This is a genomic window from Pontibacter ummariensis (genome assembly GCF_900188175.1).
GTDB classification, from domain to species: domain Bacteria; phylum Bacteroidota; class Bacteroidia; order Cytophagales; family Hymenobacteraceae; genus Pontibacter; species Pontibacter ummariensis.
This window is the reverse complement of the sequence record NZ_FZOQ01000003.1, coordinates 64,714-82,949: the sequence shown is the minus strand read 5'-3', so window position 1 is coordinate 82,949 and position 18,236 is coordinate 64,714. Positions and strand designations below refer to the sequence as shown.

The following is an 18,236-nucleotide window of genomic DNA, read 5'->3' as shown; positions in this document are numbered from 1 at the left end:
CTTCCCCCCTACATCCAAAGCACATAAAGAACGATTAGTTTAGAGAGGCTGTCTTTTAAGCTACAAGAGCATGCGAAGGTGCAGGATATATGTTAAATACAGATGAAGATATTCTTCATCTTTTGGTTACAAAAGAAGTTTATAAACCTCGACTAGCACCTTGAACGGTAAGGTCCGTACAGATAAAACAAACCTGTTACAGGCCAGTTACAGCTACAGGAGCACCTAGTAAAGCCTACTTTCATTGCTAGAGTAAAACCACTGGGCCATATAATGAGAGGACTTACCAACTGCTGTCCAGTACCGTTGTAAGCCCTGTTCTAGTTGCCCGCCCTCTCCTGCTAAAGCAAGCACTAACGATTTTCAGGAACTATAACTGAACTTCTAACTAATTGGTAAGGACAGATGAGCCTGGTAAAAACTAGCTGAACGGACCCTAAGCCTGAGTTCAGCAGTCGAACCAACGAAACTGATCAATCCGATGAAGGTCTGAAGTATCGACAACACGCTTAGCCTTTTCTTATGATAAGATAAGGCAACAGGCGCTTTCTCAAATTTCTAAGCCCCTACCCGATCTAGTTTTAACTAGTTGTCACAACCAGCTTCTGTCTCCGGCTTAACCCGGCATGCCTTCAAAACTTCTTCTTTGCAGCCTGCTATTCTAAGTTCCGGCTGGCTACAGAGGTAAAGAGTCTAAGTTTAGATGACCGGGGTAAGGAGAAACCAGAGCCCCTAGCTCCTTAAGTTTTATCAAAGGTTTAAAGGATCTACCCCAACAAAAGAAGGAACACCAGACAGGCCCTAATGTGAAGTAAGTCTTTATCTGCTTCTAATAGCAGGAGCCTTCCTGCTTCCCCTTTCTATGCGAGCTTCCACTGCAAGCTGTCTGCAGTACTTTCCACTTTACAGAACTTACTGCTGACATAAATTTCTCTCCTTTACAATCTTCTCCTTCTCCAGCTACACCTCTTGCTGCTTAAGACTTCCGGATTGTCCGATTCGCCTTTTTACCCCTACCAAATTTTGGACTTAGGTAAACAGAGGCACCTGTTGCTAGTATCCTTTACAAAGCGTTACCTAACACTTGAGTCTTACACATGTGCAGGGGAGCGAGTAAGCAAAAGAAACAAGGTAACAGTACACCCGTACTTCTGCCTTACACATCCCGTATAAGAGCAAAAACACCTGTGTAAGCTGCTCATATGTTAGAAAAAGATACAGAAAGGAGAAATCCACAGAAAGGATGGGATAAGTTGTGGAAAAGCGTGGGTAACCACATGGAAACATTACACAGCCCTAAAGGTGACACCTAAAAAAGACCTGTGTAACAGTCCAAAAGTGGATACAGGTGCACAAAGTCTTCCAAAAATTACCCTTTTCCACGGAAACGTTCCGTGTGCAAAAAGAAATACACATAAAAGGGCAAAAAGTGGAAAATCCATTTAACGCCCTGACCGATAAAAGCATAGTGTAACCCGGAGTGTGGAACAGTTGGTGAAAAACAAAAGCGCTGTAAACAAGTTATGCGCACTACACAAGTATGGGAAGAGTTGTCAACTTATGAACACACCCAATAGTGAAAGAAAGAATGTTTTAAAAAATTCAGTTTATAAAAGTTATTAGGTGTGGGAAGTTGTGGAAAGGTGAAGAAACAGACTTGGGAAAAGAGTTAAATGATTTACACCCAAACCAAACAAGAGAAAAATCGATATATTTAAAGCCTTTTAAAAAGGTTCTAAAAGAGAGAAAAACTAAAGCATGCTTTTAAATGTAGACCTCACCCTTCCGTTTGAGGAGCCAGTGCTGATATTCACGCTGGTGTTGCTTATAATCCTGATGATCCCCATTGTCCTGAATAAATTAAGGATACCAGGTATCGTGGGTTTGATTGTGGCAGGGGTTATTGTTGGACCAAACGGACTACATATTCTATCGAGAGATGCCAGCATTGAGTTGTTCGGAACAGTAGGTCTCCTTTATATCATGTTCCAGGCAGGCCTTGAGATCGACATGATCGATTTCAAGAGGTACAAAGTGAGGAGTCTTATTTTCGGCACACTGACCTTTCTAATCCCAATGGTGTTGGGAACAGTCGTGTTCTTTTACCTGCACGGATACCAGATAAAGCCAGCCATTCTCCTGGCCAGTATGTTCGCCCCCCACACCCTGCTGGCTTACCCTATCGTCAGTAGATTCGGTTTAAGTAAAAACGAAGCCGTAACACTTACCATCGGAGGAACTCTGATCACAGACACTGCGGTACTCTTCGTGCTGGCCATTATCATTAACTCAACACAGGGAAGTACGGGGGTAGGCTTTTGGCTGTGGATGATCACGGAGATGATCATATTTGTTGGGGTCGTATTATGGCTGTTCCCCAAAATCGCCAAGTGGATGTTTAAGCAGCTGGAGAGTGAAAAGGGGGCACAGTATATATTTGTGCTAACGGTGGTGTTTGCAGCGGCATTTTTATCAGAGTTAGCGGGGATGGAGGCAATCATAGGGGCCTTCCTCGCAGGACTGGCACTCAACCCCCTAATCCCTCACACCTCCGCTTTGATGAACCGGATAGAGTTTGTGGGTAACAATATCTTTATCCCCTTCTTCCTGATCAGCACGGGCATGCTCGTAGACCTAACCGTTTTGTTTACGGACACCAATGCCATGCTTATAGCCGGCACAATTGTGGTGCTGGCGCCTCTCGCAAAGTTTCTGGCGGCCTATGTTACCCAAAAGCTCTTTAAGTTTAGCGTATTGCAGCGCAACCTGATCTTCGGCTTAAGTAGTGCCCACGCAGCGGCAACACTGGCTGTTGTACTGGCTGGCTTTGAGATAGGCATCATCGGTGAAAGTGCCTTGAACGGAGCCGTCGTGCTTATTCTGGTATCGAGTATGGTAAGCTCCTTCTCTACAGAGAAAGTAGGAAGAAAGCTGGCGATATTGGAAAGCAGAAGAAAACCGGACATCAGCGAAAAGCCAGACAGGATAATGGTACCTATCGGTAACCCGAAGACCATCGAAAGCCTGATAGACCTGGCTGTGATGCTCAAGAACCCGGATCACAGAGAGCCGATCTACCCGTTGGCTGTGGTCATTGACAACGAGCACGCAGAAGAAGAGATCTACAAGAAAAACAAAATGCTACAGGAGGCAATCAGACATGCCTCGGCCTCGGATAACGATGTGCAACTGGTCTCGAAAATAGACATCAACGTACCAAGCGGTATCTTACGGGCGATAAAGGAGCTGATGATTACGGAAGTGGTCTTAGGCTGGAACGCCAAGATCACAACGCGTGACCGGATCTTTGGCACCGTACTCGACAACTTACTCGAGAACACGGAGCAAATGATCCTGGTGTGCAAGATCATTCAGCCATTGAACACAACGGGAAGGATCGTGGTGATCGTGCCTACAAACGCAGAGCTGGAGAGAGGCTTTTTAAGGTGGATCAGGAGCGTTAAGCTACTGTCGCAGCAGTTGGGTGCCAAGCTGGTGTTCCGTGGCCGTAGAAGGACCTTAAACAAGATGAAGGCGGAGATTACGGATACCAAGCCAACTGTAGAGGCAGAGTTTATACCTTATACCGACCTGACAGAGTTCGCTTCTATGAAATCAGAACTGAAGCCGGACGATATGGTGGTGGTGATCTCTGCCAGAAAGAGAACGATCTCCTACAACAGCAATCTCGATTATGTGCCGCGCGTACTGTCCCGAAACTACAAGGATAACAGCTTCATCGTTATCTATCCGGAACAATATCCAATCTATCAAAGTGTACCCGTGAAGCCTGCCGCTTTCGCTCAGAACGCGGGGAACGATCAGGAAGAGGAATAAAGGCACAACAGTACAAGTAGCGAACAGTAAGTAACTTAGCAGGCAGGGCAATTCAGGTAAAGAGACGCAAGAAAATAGCTAAGAGCAGATATTCTAAAGGGAAGAAAAATTATCGAAAGAGTAAATCCGTATCTTTGCACATATAACCATTCAATTGACATGATCAACAAAGACATCAGGTTAGGCAAAGGCCTTGGCAAGATCAAGTTTGGCCTGACAATGGACGAAGTAGAAGAACTGGTAGGAGAGCCCGAGGAGGTAGAGGAGTCCGACGAGGAAGATGAGTTTGAGCATCAGGCCTGGAACTACTGGGAAGAAGGCTATTCGCTTTACTTCGATAAAGAAGACGATTACCGTCTGAGCTGTATTGAAACAGCAAACCGCGAAGTGCAGATATGGGGAGAACGGGTATTCGAAATGAGCAAAGAACAGGTAATCCAGTTGTTTGCCGACAACGACATCACAGACTTAGAAGAGGAGGATGCCGAGACCGGGGAAACACGCGTATCCTATGAAAAGGAAATGATAGACCTGTACTTCGACGATGATCAGCTAATTGCCATCAACTTTGGTGTTTTCATAAACGACAACCTGGAAGTAGTTTGGCCTGAGAAATAAGCGAGCTTCATTTTTTTAAAAAAATAGATAAAAGCCCTGGCGAGTGTTTTCGCCGGGGCTTTTTGCATAGAGGGATAACCGCAGAGCACTACTGAAAAGGTTTTCAGAATGGTGAATAATAGTAGCGGAAAGGCTCTAGACAAACTCTTATGCCAGTTTCTGTGCATTATAAAAGACAGCAACTGCAGGATGTTATGAACAGCTAAACAAGCAGAAAAAGCAAAGGCCCGGTGGATGCCGGGCCTTTTATAAGAAAACATGTGAAGGCCTTATTCAAAGAAGAAAGCTATGATCTCGTCCTGAATGACCGGGTTGATGGCTACAGCCAGAATAACGGAGATGATCAAACCAACGGTAACGGAAGCAATGTCTCTTCCGATCAGGCCAAAGGTCTTGGCAAACTTCTGCGAGCTATCCTGAGCGCGCAGGCGCATGCCCAGTTCGCGGCCAGCCAGGAGGCCAACAAAAACCCAGGTAGTACTCATCGGGATGTTGTTTACCTCTTTGAAGTAGTAGAGGATAATAGAGTAAACAAGGTCAATGATGGTCGCGCTGCGCACATCGCGTACATCTGACTTCTCATTGATGATGTTCTGGATCTTGTCTCCCTTCATATAGAACAGGAAGCCAAGGCCGAAGAAGATAAAGCCCGCAAAAGCTATGAACTCCCAGGTTTCCAGTTGACGGGGTAAGTACACGGCAATGTTGGCCAAGTCCTGGGCAAGCCACGTGTGCCATAAGAAACCACTAATGATCCACTGCGCCACAATCCACGCTCCGTGTGCCTCACCTTTCACAAACTTTTTGATGATCTTGGTAAGGGCCAGGTAAATAATGAAGGCAGCAACAAAAGCGGCAACATAGCCTACCAAGCTTTTACTTACCATGCTCACGATAGCGCCCGAGCTAACCGTGAACACACTCAGGAGCATGAACGTAGTAGACACCGGAATACGGAAGCGGGTAAGCAACAGCAGAATGATGGGGGCCGCCAACTGCAGGTACACAAAACTATCGATCGTCTGGTCGAACCCTTTAGAGGAGAGGCGTTGATAGGTAACGTCTCCGTCGAACACATACCAGCTGTAAAAAACAGTACCTAAGAAAATAGAGCCCATAAAGAGCCATTGCCAGTACCATTTCTTATCTTCGTTAGATACGATATATGTACCGAGCGTCTGGATACTATCATTGGCGATAGCAGAGTAACCGGCAAAGGCAAAGCCCACCCACATGGCTATAGAGGCATAAGGGTAAACTAGTCCGGCCAGCAGAAGGGAGAAAGCAATAAAATATAAGAACTTCTTTTCCTTTTGATCAACAATGTCCAGGATGTTATAGCGCCTCCTGAACTTATAAGGCTTAATAGGAGCAGGCTTCTTTGCTTTTTTAAGTTTAGCCATTTTGAAAAAAATAGGTAGATAATCAAAAAACAGTGCAAGTTACTTCAAAATGAAGAGAGGGCTGGCAGGCCAATGTTAAGAAATTGTTAACACAAACTCCGAAAGGCCCCGCAGGTGCTGTAAAGGCAGAAAATATTTGTTGGCAGGGGAGAGGAAGAGGAACAAGTTCAGTGGATAATAGCAAAAAACAACACAGCCCTAGTGGCATAATCAAACACTAAAAAGCTATCTTTGCGGCATGGCGACACAAGAAAAAACAGTAGAAAACACACAGTTAAAAGATATCATCTCACACGCGAAGGAGTATGGTTTTATATTCCCATCCAGTGAGATCTACGATGGCCTGCAGGCCGTGTACGACTACGGCCAGATGGGCGTGGAGCTGAAAAACAATATCAAGAACCTTTGGTGGAAGTGCATGACCCAGCTGAACCAGAATGTGGTCGGTTTGGACGCAGCCATTTTTATGCACCCGCTGGTTTGGAAGGCCTCCGGGCACGTGGACAGCTTTAGCGATCCGATGATCGACAACAAGGACTCGAAAAAGCGCTACCGTGCCGACGTTTTGCTGGAGGAGAAAGCCGCCCAATACGAGAACGAGGGCGATGTGGAAAAAGCCAACGCTCTGCTGGCCGAGATGGGTAAACTGCTGGAGGCTGAAGACCTGGACGGTGTACGGGAGCTGATTATCCGCGAAGGCATCAAGTGCCCTATATCCGGTACGGCTAACTGGACAGAGGTACGTCAGTTTAACCTGATGTTCTCCACAGAGGTAGGTTCTGTAGCCGATGAGACCAATACGATTTACCTGCGCCCGGAAACAGCACAGGGAATTTTCGTGAACTTTCTGAACGTGCAAAAGACGGGCCGTATGAAAGTGCCTTTCGGTATTGCGCAGATCGGCAAAGCTTTCCGTAATGAGATTGTAGCCCGACAGTTCATCTTCCGCATGCGGGAGTTTGAGCAGATGGAGATGCAGTTCTTTGTGCGCCCTGGCACCGAGATGGAGTGGTACAACCAGTGGAAAGAAACGCGTAAGAAGTGGCATGAAGCAATCGGCATTCCTGCCGAGAGCCTGCGCTACCACGACCATGAAAAGCTGGCTCATTATGCCAATGCCGCGGTGGACATTGAGTACAAGTTCCCGTTCGGTTTCAAAGAGGTAGAAGGTATCCACTCCCGTACAGACTTTGATTTGACCCAACACCAGGAACTGAGTCGTAAGAAATTGCAGTACTTCGATAACGACCTGAACGAGGAAGGCAAGCCCTACGGAAACTATATTCCGTATGTCATCGAAACTTCGGCCGGTGCCGACCGTCTGTTCCTGATGACGCTGTGCAATGCCTATACCGAAGAAGAGATCACAGAAGGCGACAACACGAAGTCACGGACGTTCCTGAAACTGCATCCGTCCCTGGCACCGGTTAAAGCAGCTATCCTGCCACTGACGAAGAAAGACGGCCTGCCGGAGAAAGCCGAAAAGATCTTCAACGACCTGAAGTTTGACTTCAACATGATCTTCGAAGAGCGCGACAGCATCGGCAAGCGTTATACGCGGCAGGACCTGATCGGTACACCATTCTGTATTGCCGTAGACCACCAGACCTTGGAGGATGACACCGTAACGGTGCGTGACCGCGACAGCCGGGAGCAGGTGCGCATGCCAATCAGCGAGCTGAAGAATTACATTGAGAAAGCTGTTAGCTTTAAGAGCATTTTCGAAAAGCTAGGCTAAGCATACACTCATCTTACAGAAAGGGCAGTGGCGGTAAACCGTACTGCCCTTTCTGCTTTTAAAGCCTGCCTGTTGATAAACAGGCCTTTTAACTGTGCTGAAATGTGCGAGGATAAACTGTAACAGACAAGTAGTCTATCTTTTACAGTAGATCATCAGCAAACCAAAAAGCTCTTTTTACGCGTCCAACAGAACGATAAAATGCCGGTTTGCTAACAGGGGATATAGGGGGAATAGGAAAAGTTTTAGTAGCTTCAGGAATCAAAACATCCTTTTATAGTATGAGAACCCTCCAGTTCTTCGCCTGCATCCTGTCTTTTTTTATTGTCGGGACGCTCGCTGCTCAGCCAGGCCCAGTGGCTAAAGAAAGTAGTATAGGAGCACCTGTAGTACTGCATCAAGACACCCTGTTCCACATTTACAATTCAGTTGGCTCCTTTACAAAGGAAGAGCGGGCCAGTGCTATCAGTAAAAGGGTACTAGCCCTTTCCAAAGAACGCTTTTTTAGGACAGACTCTGTAAGAGTAAGAACAAGTGCCCTGTCTACAGACATCGTGTACATGGACAGGGTGCTCATGAGTGTTTCAGAAACAGATGCCACGGCAGCCGAAAAACCGCAGGAGGAGCTTGCAGAGGTTTACGCAGCCCAAATACGCGAAAGCGTACGTAAAACGGTAGAGCAGTACAGCCTGCGCAGTATCATGATCGAAGTAGGACTAGCCCTGCTCGTGCTTGTGGTCTTCTTCTTCCTGATCAGGTATGTGAACAAGCTCTTCCAGTTTATATTCCAAAAGGTAGAGGAACAGCAGGACAAGACGCTCAAAGGCCTAAAGGTAAAAGAGTACCAAATGCTAACGCCGGAGCGGGAAGTAGCCGTTGTGCTGGCTGTGGGCAGGTTTATCCGCCTCATCACGATCTTTATCCTGATCTACATCTTGCTGCCCATCTTGTTCAGTATCTTTCCATGGACGGAGAGTTATGCCGACACACTTCTTCTATATATCCTAAGCCCCTTACGCAAGATTGGGCTTGGTATCATTAACTATGTGCCGAACCTTCTCACCATCCTGGTCATTGTGGTGGTCACACACTACGTGGTTAAGTTTCTGCACTTTTTAACAGGAGAGGTAGAGGAAGGAAAACTGGAGATCCCGGGCTTCTATGCTGAGTGGGCAAAGCCAACTTACAACATCATTCGTTTCCTGCTCTATGCCTTCATGTTCGTGGTTATCTTCCCGTACCTGCCAGGCTCAGATTCTCCTATCTTCCAGGGAGTGTCTGTTTTTATCGGTATCTTATTCTCCTTAGGTTCTTCGTCGGCCATTGCCAACATCGTGGCGGGTATGGTGCTCACCTACATGCGTTCCTTTAAAGTTGGGGACCGGATCAAAATAGGGGAGGTAACAGGAGACGTGGTGGAAAAAACGCTTTTGGTAACCCGGGTGAGGACTACCAAGAACGAGGACATCACGATTCCCAATGCAATGATCCTGAATAACCACACCACCAACTTTACGACCTGCTGTAGTACCGAGCAAAAAGGGCTGTTACTGCACACAACCGTTACCATTGGCTATGATGTGCCCTGGCCGAAGGTACACCAAGCATTGATAGATGCTGCCCTTGCCACACCGATGGTGGAAAAAGAACCTTCCCCTTTTGTGCTACAGACCAGCCTGGACGATTTTTATGTAAGTTATCAACTGAATGCCTATACCATGAATGCCAGTAAAATGGCTGCCATTTATTCGGGTATCCATCAAAACATCCAGGACAAGTTCAACGAGGCAGGCATCGAAATCCTGTCGCCACACTACCGTGCCCAGCGGGATGGAAACATGGTCACTATTCCAGAAAAGTACCTGCCGCAGGACTACCAGGCGCCGTCCTTCAGGGTTGAGCAGGTACAGCAGCAAACCCCTCCGGTAGTACATCAAAACTAACTTAACCCAATGGCAAACTTAGTGGTTAAAAGACCTTCAGAATAAAGTAGCCGGTTCCGTGCCTATAAACTCTTTTTAGATGGAAAAGAGCTAGGGGAGATAGCTAATGATGAAACCAGGCAGTTTAACATACCATCCGGCAAACACACACTCAGAGCTAAGATAGAACTGGTGTGGCAGTAAAGCCTATACCTTTGAACTGGCTGGCAAACCATGAAGTGCAGGCGATGCTCTTGCCTTTGGTGCTACCCCTGCTTGTTTATTTGCTTTACCTGCTAACACTCGGGCACAACAGGTTTCTGAGGTTAACAGTCCCTGGCTAAGGCACGCTTGCTACTGCATGTAGAGGCTGTAATACAACGGTGAAACACCCAAACATTCGGCAGCCTTTCCTGAAGAGTAAAGGCTGCTGCTTTTACAGTCCCTTCTTGTCTCACGAACTTTGCTGTATTTTCTACAAGTGCTGTAATTATGTAAAATAAAGGATTCCCTATTTTGTTTACAAGCAGCATCAAAATAGCTTAGCAAGAGCAGGAGAAAGCTTTCTTTTCTGTTTTTCCACAGGAAGTAGGGAAGCGACGCCTCAACTTCCTGCGTTTATTTGTCTTAGTTAGCAGGTATGATAGCCTCGCTAAACCCATAGTTGGAAGGCAAGTACTGTGTAAGTGTTACAGCTCTAAGGAGAGGGTAAGTTGTGGAAATGTAAGAGACTAGGAGTACAATAAATTTTGTGGATAAATTGTAACTAAGTGATTCATAGGGGCGATTAGTGTGTAAAAGTAAAAAGTTATACACATTGTAGAGAAGAGAAGCAGTACAATTTATAGGAACAGCCATTGCATTAGAGACAAGCACAGTAAAGCATGCTTGCTAACATAAGGTAAAGAGACTCGCTGCCAAAGAAGCATCATAACGATGGGTTAAGCCTAGCGGAAAGTCAGAAGCTCACAGGATAGAAAAGGAAGCATCATAGAAAGCATGGCATAGCAGCTGCTAAACTTAGCTATATAAGACTAGAGTAGAGATCCGAAAAGAGCCCATGTCCGGCTCCAGGTCGTTTGCCTTAAGTGCTGTGCCTTCTGTATGAGGAAGGTTACCACAGGTAGGCTTAAGGCCACATTTGGAGTTTGTTAGCCACATGAATGCGCAAAAATGCCTACCTTTGCCGAATTGTAGCCGGATCATGTGGAATAAGATTGCGATTTTTATTATCAAGAACAGGCTGAGGCTCATCCTGCTCTTAGCTGTGCTTACTGCGTTTATGGCCTACCAGGCCAAAGACGTAGAAATGTCTTACGATTTTGCCAATGTGGTGTCGCCAGACGACCCCGACATGGAGTACTTCCAACGCTTTAAACAAACCTTTGGCGAGGACGGAAACGTGCTGGTGGTGGGCATGCAGGACAAGCAGGTGTACCAGCTCCATAACTTTCAGGAGCTGAATAAGCTTACCAAAGACCTAAAGCAGGTAGAAGGGGTGAAGGCGGTGATCGCCCTGCCGAATCTGGTACAGGTAGTGAAAGATACTGCCGAGCGTAAGTTCATCACGCAAAATATATTCGAACCGTTTCCACAGACACAGCAACAGCTCGATGAGCATCTCAAGATAGTCCGCAACCAGGGCTTTTACGATGGGCAGATCATCAACGACAAGACAGGAGCCACCCTGCTGGCTGTCACCATGGACCCGGCTTACCTCAACTCTGCCCGCCGCACCGAGGTGATGGATAATATCCTGGTGCACACCAATGCCTTTTCAAAGGACACCGGTGTACAGTTGCACTACGCCGGTTTGCCTTTTGTGCGCTCCGTCATGACGACTAAGGTAGCCGGAGAAATGAAACTCTTCCTGGTGCTGGCCCTGATCGTGACAGCAGTTTCGCTGTTCCTCTTCTTCCGTTCGTTCTTTGCTGTGCTTATCCCGATCGTGGTGATTAGTGTGGTGGTGATTTGGGTATTGGGTATCATCTCACTATTTGGTTATAAGATTTCCCTGCTGACAGGACTTATCCCTTCGATCATTGTGGTAATCGGGATACCAAACTCTACCTACCTGCTGGCGCGCTATCATCTGGATTACCGCCGTCATGGCAACAAGATACTGGCGCTTACCCGTGTGATCAGCAAGATCGGTCTGGTGAACCTGGTGAACAACACGACCACAGCCATTGGCTTTATCGTGTTTACCTTTACGCACATCGCCATCCTGTACGAGTTCGGGGTGGTAGCAGGCATCAACATCTTCGTGACCTTCTTCATCAGCATGATTCTGGTGCCGGCCATGTTCTCGTACCTGCCCCCGCCAACCGAGCGGCAGTTGCGCCACCTGGATGCGAAACCACTTAACAAGCTGCTGGAGTTTTTCGACTATATCGTGCATTGCAAGCGGCACCTCGTGTACTTCTTTTTGACGATCATTATGGCGCTGTCTTTCTATGGTATCTACAAGGTAAAGACGGTATCGTATATGGTGGACGACCTGCCGGAGGAGAGCAGCGTGAATGCCGACTTGGCTTTCTTCGAGCAGCACTTTAACGGCGTGATGCCGCTGGAGGTGATTGTAGATACAGGCAGCAAGCAAGGCGTGATGCGCCTGCCGAACCTACGCAAGCTGGAGGAACTGGAGGACTATTTACGTACACAGCCTATTTTATCTGCACCTATCTCTGTGGTAGGCTTAGTGAAGACGGCCACGCAGGCATTTTATGAGGGAGACCCAAATTCCTACCGCCTGCCGGATAACACAGAGCGAAACTTTATTTTCAGTTATCTGGCCAAGCAGGACGAAGGGGCCAACCAGAAACTGCTACGCTCTTTCGTAGATAGTACCGGGCAGCGCGCCCGTATCTCTCTGAAGGTAGCCGACGTGGGTTCCCGCGAGCTGGACACACTCCTGCTGAAAAAGATTAAGCCACAACTGGCTGAGATCTACGGCGGCGAAGGGGTGAGGCTAGAGGAGGTTGGAAACAGCATGAGGTTCATCCGGGAGGATACGGGCAGTGAGACCTCCGTGAGCCTGACGGGAACGACGCTCCTGTTCATTAAAGGAAACGAATACCTGATCAACAACCTGCGCTCGAGCCTGCTGCTGGCCTTTGTGTTGGTAACTATCACCATTGCCCTGCTATTTAAGTCCATTCGGGTAGTGGTAATTTCGCTGATACCGAACATGATACCGCTTCTGATAGCAGGTGGCCTGATGGGCTTTTTCAACATACCCTTGAAGCCGAGCACAGCCCTTATCTTCAGTATTGCCCTGGGTATCGCGATCGACGACTCTATTCACTTTCTGGCCAAGTACCGGCACGAGTTGCAGCGGAACGGCTTTAACATCAGCCGCGCCATCACGTCCAGCTTAGAGGAGGCCGGCACCAGCATGATCTACACCTCCGTCATTCTGTTCTTTGGTTTTGTGATCTTCGCTTTCTCGGAGTTTGGCGGCACCAAAGCACTGGGCGTGCTGATGTCGGTAAGCTTATTGATTGCTTTATTTACAAACCTGATTATCTTGCCTACCTTGCTAATGAGTTTCGACAGCGGCAAGTATGAGCGGGATCCTTACGCCTTGATCGAGCAGATCGACGAGGCTTATTTTGAAGAGGACGACGAGGAGCTGGATTTAGCTCAACTTAGTTTAAAAATGAATCAAGAAGAACCTGATAATCGTGAAGTACAACGAGTATAAAAATCTGAACTACGCCAAAGTAGGCGAGGATGTACTGGCGTTCTGGAAGCAGAACAACATCTTCGAGAAATCGGTGGCTACCCGCGAGGGGAACGAAAACTTTGTGTTTTTCGAAGGGCCGCCTTCTGCTAATGGGAAACCGGGCATTCACCATGTGATGGCCCGTGCTGTAAAAGACATCTTTTGCCGCTATAAGACCCTGAAAGGTTTTCAGGTAAACCGCAAGGGCGGCTGGGACACCCATGGCCTGCCAATAGAGTTGCAGGTAGAGAAAGAACTGGGTATCACAAAAGAGGATATCGGTAAAACGATTTCGGTAGAGGAGTATAACCAGCGCTGTCGCGAAACGGTGATGCGTTTCAAAAACCAGTGGGACAGCCTGACCGAGCAGATGGGGTACTGGGTAGACCTGAACAACCCTTACATTACCTTCGAGAACGAGTACATCGAGTCTTGCTGGGCCCTGCTCAAGCGCCTGTATGACAAAGGTTACCTGTATAAGGGCTACACCATCCAGCCTTACTCACCGGCTGCCGGTACGGGCCTGAGCTCACATGAGCTGAACCAGCCGGGTTGCTACAAAATGGTAAAGGACACCACGATTGTGGCCCAGTTCCAGGTGAAGAAGATCACCCGCGACATGTTCCTGTTCGAGAACGAGGAGGAGAACGTGTACTTTCTGGCCTGGACGACAACCCCGTGGACTTTGCCTGCTAACACAGCACTAGCTGTTGGCAAAGGCATTAAGTATGTGAAGGTAAAAACCTATAACCCCTACACGCACGAGCCGATCTCGGTTATCTTAGGAAAAGACCTGGTTAGCCGTTACTTTAATCCGAAGGCTGCTGACCTGGCGTTGGAGGATTACAAGCCGGGCGATAAGCTCATCCCATATAAAGTTGTAGAGGAGTTCGTGGGCAAAGACCTGGAGGGTGTAGAGTACCACCAGTTATTGCCTTACGTGCAGCCGGAGAAACCTGCCTTCCGCGTGGTACTGGGTGACTTTGTAACGACAGAGGATGGTACCGGTATCGTACACATCTCCCCAACCTTTGGTGCCGATGACGCCAGAGTAGCTGCCCAGAATGACATCCCAGCCCTGCTGGTGATGGATGAGAACGGCAAGCCAGGCCCGATCGTGGATAAGCAAGGCCGTTTTGTACAGGAGATCACTGACTTCGCCGGCATGTACGTGAAGAACTACACTGGGGAGGACGAGAATGGCGTGGACTACAAGCCAACGGACGTAAAGATCGCCATTAAACTGAAAGAAGAGGGCAAAGCCTTTAAAGTAGAGAAGTACGAGCACACCTATCCACACTGCTGGAGAACGGACAAGCCCGTACTGTACTACCCACTGGACAGCTGGTTCATCAAAACTACTGCCGTTAAAGACAGGCTGATCGAGCTGAACAAGACCATCAACTGGAAACCGGAATCTACGGGTACAGGCCGTTTTGGAAACTGGCTGGAGAACCTGGTGGACTGGAACTTGTCGCGCTCGCGCTACTGGGGTACACCACTGCCGATCTGGAGAACAGAGGACGGCGAGGAAGAGCGTTGCATTGGCTCTATTGTAGAGCTAAGCGAGCAGATAGACCGCGCCGTGGAAAAAGGCTTTATGGATGCCTCTGTAGAGATAAACGACCTGCACCGCCCCTATGTGGACAACATCGTGCTGGTGAGCGATTCCGGCAGGCCAATGTACAGAGAGACAGACCTGATCGACGTGTGGTTCGACTCAGGTGCCATGCCTTATGCACAATGGCATTATCCACTGGAGAACGAGGAGCAGTTCGAGAAAAACTTCCCGGCCGACTTTATCGCTGAGGGGGTAGACCAGACACGCGGTTGGTTCTTTACGCTGCACGCCCTGGCGGTAATGCTGGAGGACAGCGTAGCCTACAAGAACGTGATCGCCAACGGGCTGGTGCTGGACAAGAACGGTAACAAGATGAGCAAGCGCCTCGGCAATGCCATCGATCCGTTCGACATGATCAACACCTATGGCCCGGATGCCGTGCGTTGGTACATGATCGCCAATGCGCCGCCATGGGATAACCTGAAGTTTAACCCGGATGGGGTGGTGGAAACACAGCGTCGTTTCTTCGGCACATTGCAGAACACGTACTCGTTCTTCGCCCTGTACGCCAACCTCGATAACTTTACGTATGCCGAGGCCGACGTACCGCTGGCGCAGCGTACCGAGTCTGACCGCTGGATCATCTCTAAGCTGAACACCCTGGTGCAGGACGTAGACAGCCACTACGAGGATTATGATCCTACCCGTGCGGCTCGTGCCATCCAGGACTTCGTGGTGGATGACCTGAGTAACTGGTACGTGCGCCTGAACCGTAAGCGTTTCTGGAAAGGTGAGTACAACATGGACAAGGTAGCCGCTTACCAGACCCTGTACACTTGTTTAGAAACGATCGCAAAGCTGGCGGCTCCTATCGCGCCGTTCTATACTGAGCAGCTGTACCGCGACCTGAACAGCGTAAGCCGGAAACACCAGGAAGAGTCAGTACACCTGGCCTACTATCCGAAAGTAGATCCGAAGGCCGTTGATAAGGACCTGGAAGAGCGCATGAACCTGGCACAGACGGTTTCCTCGCTGGTGCACTCGCTGCGCAAGAAGGAAATGATCAAAGTGCGCCAGCCACTGCAGCGTATCCTGATCCCGGTGCTGAATGAGAAGATGAAGCAGCAGATTGAGGCGGTAGCCGACCTGATCCTGAGCGAGGTGAACGTGAAGGCCATCGAGTACATAGACGATACATCCGGTATCTTAGTGAAGAAGATCAAGCCGAACTTCAAGAAGCTGGGGCAGGTGTATGGTCCGAAGATGAAGCTGGTGGCAGCCGCCGTACAGCGCATGGACCAGAACGACATTGCCCAGCTGGAGCGCGAGGGGGGCTTTGAGATTCAACTGAACGACGAGGAAACAGCCTTGCTGACCCCAGACGATGTGGAGATTTCCTCCGAGGATATCCCAGGCTGGTTGGTAGCCAGCGAAGGCAGGCTTACTGTGGCCCTGGACATTACCATTACTGAGGAGCTGAAGCAGGAGGGTATTGCCCGTGACCTGGTAAACCGTATCCAGAACCTGCGTAAGGACAGCAACCTGGAGGTGCAGGATAAAATCCACATCTACATGCAGCTGTCTGCCCCAGAGGTAAATGCCGCCGTGGAGAATTACCGTTCTTATATCTGCGCCGAAACGCAGGCCCTGAACCTGGACCTGGTAGAGCAGTTGCAGGACGCGACGCTGCTGGACATAGATGAATACCAGGTGTACATTCGTATTCAGATACAGGAGAACACCACTGTTTAATTTAGAAGCCGCAGGAAACCAAATGGCTCTCCTGCGGCTTTTATACTTAATAGAGTACATTGCAGCGGTAATCTTCACTTTTTCAGCGCCGTCTGCCTAACGCACTAATATGAAATACTGGAAATATTATCTGGCTGCACTTGCTGTTATCCTCTTGGACCAGGCGGTGAAGCTGATTGTGCACTACAACATGGAAATGGGCTTGCCCGGTGAGATACCCTTGATCGGGGACTGGCTGAAGCTGCATTATACCTTAAACCCGGGGATGGCCTTTGGCGTGGAGCTGGGTTCTGATTACGGTAAGCTTATCCTGACCCTCTTCCGTCTGGTGGCCATGTTCGGCATCGGCTATTACCTGTACTACCTCGTAAAGCACCATGCGCCCAAAGGTTTGATCTGGTGTATTGCCCTCATTTTGGGCGGTGCGATCGGTAACCTGATTGATAGTACCTTTTATGGTGTCTGGTTTGATAATGCGCCCTATGGTGCTGTTACCCCCTGGTTTCATGGGCAGGTAGTAGACATGTTTTATGTAGACATTTGGGAAGGCATCGTTCCGCACTGGGTACCGCTTATGGGGGGGAGGCCTCTGTCTTTGTGGCCTATCTTCAATGTGGCAGACTCAGCAATTTTTGTGGGGGTGGTACTAATCCTGTTTAATCAGAAACGCTTTTTCGGAGAGCATCCTGCTGAACCGGAACATAAGTCTATGATGGAAAAAGAGCAAGGCTTGTAAAGTATGAACAGTGTACAAACAGCAGGGGCTGCCTTAACTAAGGCAGCCCCTGCTGTTTTATAGGTCATGCAAAAGACCTCGTGGTGTCCGAAGGTACCGCAAGCGTCTGCTTGTGCCATGCTAGCTCAGCAGTGCTACATAAAGAAAGCAGCAGCACAAGTGGATGCTTGCACTATAAGTCAGCTTCAGCTACTCATAGGAGCATGCTGTGAGTAACCTGTTATAAAACGTCCTTCTCTTTTAAAGCCGCTCTTAGTTCTTTCGGCGAAGTAAAGTGAATAGAGGCAATACCTAGTTTTTCTGCTGCCTTTACGTTCCGAAGGTTGTCATCAATGAACAGCGCTTCTGATGGATGCACCTCATACCTTTCCAGCAAGGTGTGGTAAAAGGTATCAAATGGCTTCCTGTCTTTCTCGGTGCCTGACACCACAATACCGTCAAACCAGTTTAAAAACTCGTACCGTTCCTGCGCTATCGGGAAAGTCTCTGCCGACCAGTTGGTAAGTGCATAGAGGTTGTACTTACCGCTTTCCTTTAACTCGCGGAAAATATCTACGGTCCCCTCGATAGCGCCTCCAAGCATCTCGTCCCAGCGGCCATAGAAAGCACGAATGCTCTCCTCATGCTCCGGATATTGTGCTACCAGCATATCGGTTGCTTCCTGTAGCGGGCGTCCCGCATCCTGCTCTTCATTCCAGTCCGGTGTACAGATATTCGTCAGGAAGTGTAGCATCTCTTCTTCTTTGTCAAAAATCTTTCGGTACAGGTAATGCGGGTTCCAGTCGATCAGCACAGCGCCGAGGTCGAAGATGATAGTCTTAATCATACAGTTTAGCTTATAAGCGAAATATAGTCTTTAATTTAGTAGCTCTTCTTTGGCTTATCAAGTAAAAGAAGAGCTTTAACGTGAAGGAGCCTTATCTGTTACTGAAACAAGAGCTT

General features: G+C 48.4%; 9 protein-coding genes. 7 read left to right on the top strand and 2 right to left on the bottom strand.

Annotated features, from left to right (window positions below; all coding sequences use genetic code 11):
- Nucleotides 1-1,758: 1,758 nt before the first annotated feature.
- Both CHB92_RS04370 and CHB92_RS04365 read left to right on the top strand, forming a co-directional pair.
- On the top strand, nt 1,759-3,837 hold the full coding sequence (locus CHB92_RS04370) for a cation:proton antiporter (protein WP_089317965.1): 2,079 nt from the start codon (nt 1,759-1,761) through the stop codon (nt 3,835-3,837).
- A 159-nt stretch (nt 3,838-3,996) separates the two neighbouring features.
- Entirely contained in the window at nt 3,997-4,455 is a 459-nt protein-coding gene (locus CHB92_RS04365) for a hypothetical protein (protein ID WP_089317964.1), read from the top strand.
- 269 nt (nt 4,456-4,724) lie between these two features.
- Here CHB92_RS04365 and CHB92_RS04360 read toward each other — a convergent pair whose 3' ends face one another.
- On the bottom strand, nt 4,725-5,858 hold the full coding sequence (locus CHB92_RS04360) for a hypothetical protein (protein WP_089317963.1): 1,134 nt from the start codon (nt 5,856-5,858) through the stop codon (nt 4,725-4,727).
- 238 nt (nt 5,859-6,096) lie between these two features.
- Here CHB92_RS04360 and CHB92_RS04355 point away from each other — a divergent pair, with 238 nt between their 5' ends.
- From CHB92_RS04355 to CHB92_RS04330, 5 genes are all read left to right on the top strand, one after another.
- The gene (locus CHB92_RS04355) at nt 6,097-7,596 is read left to right on the top strand and encodes a glycine--tRNA ligase (RefSeq protein WP_089317962.1); all 1,500 of its coding nucleotides are present in this window, start codon (nt 6,097-6,099) and stop codon (nt 7,594-7,596) included.
- A gap of 281 nt (nt 7,597-7,877) precedes the next feature.
- The gene (locus CHB92_RS04350; RefSeq protein WP_089317961.1) at nt 7,878-9,539 is read left to right on the top strand and encodes a mechanosensitive ion channel family protein; all 1,662 of its coding nucleotides are present in this window, start codon (nt 7,878-7,880) and stop codon (nt 9,537-9,539) included.
- Nucleotides 9,540-10,722: 1,183 nt separating this feature from the next.
- Nucleotides 10,723-13,224, top strand: a complete 2,502-nt coding sequence (locus CHB92_RS04340) for an efflux RND transporter permease subunit (RefSeq protein WP_089317959.1) — start codon at nt 10,723-10,725, stop codon at nt 13,222-13,224.
- A complete protein-coding gene (gene ileS, locus CHB92_RS04335) occupies nt 13,205-16,558 on the top strand; it encodes an isoleucine--tRNA ligase (RefSeq protein ID WP_179222952.1) in 3,354 nt (1,117 codons plus the stop codon). The genes CHB92_RS04340 and ileS overlap by 20 nt, the downstream gene beginning before the upstream one ends.
- A 109-nt stretch (nt 16,559-16,667) precedes the next feature.
- Nucleotides 16,668-17,294, top strand: a complete 627-nt coding sequence (locus CHB92_RS04330; RefSeq protein ID WP_089317957.1) for a lipoprotein signal peptidase — start codon at nt 16,668-16,670, stop codon at nt 17,292-17,294.
- Nucleotides 17,295-17,514: 220 nt separating this feature from the next.
- Here CHB92_RS04330 and CHB92_RS04325 read toward each other — a convergent pair whose 3' ends face one another.
- Nucleotides 17,515-18,120: an HAD family hydrolase gene (locus CHB92_RS04325; protein WP_089317956.1), complete on the bottom strand. Its 606-nt coding sequence runs from the start codon at nt 18,118-18,120 to the stop codon at nt 17,515-17,517.
- Nucleotides 18,121-18,236: the final 116 nt, after the last annotated feature.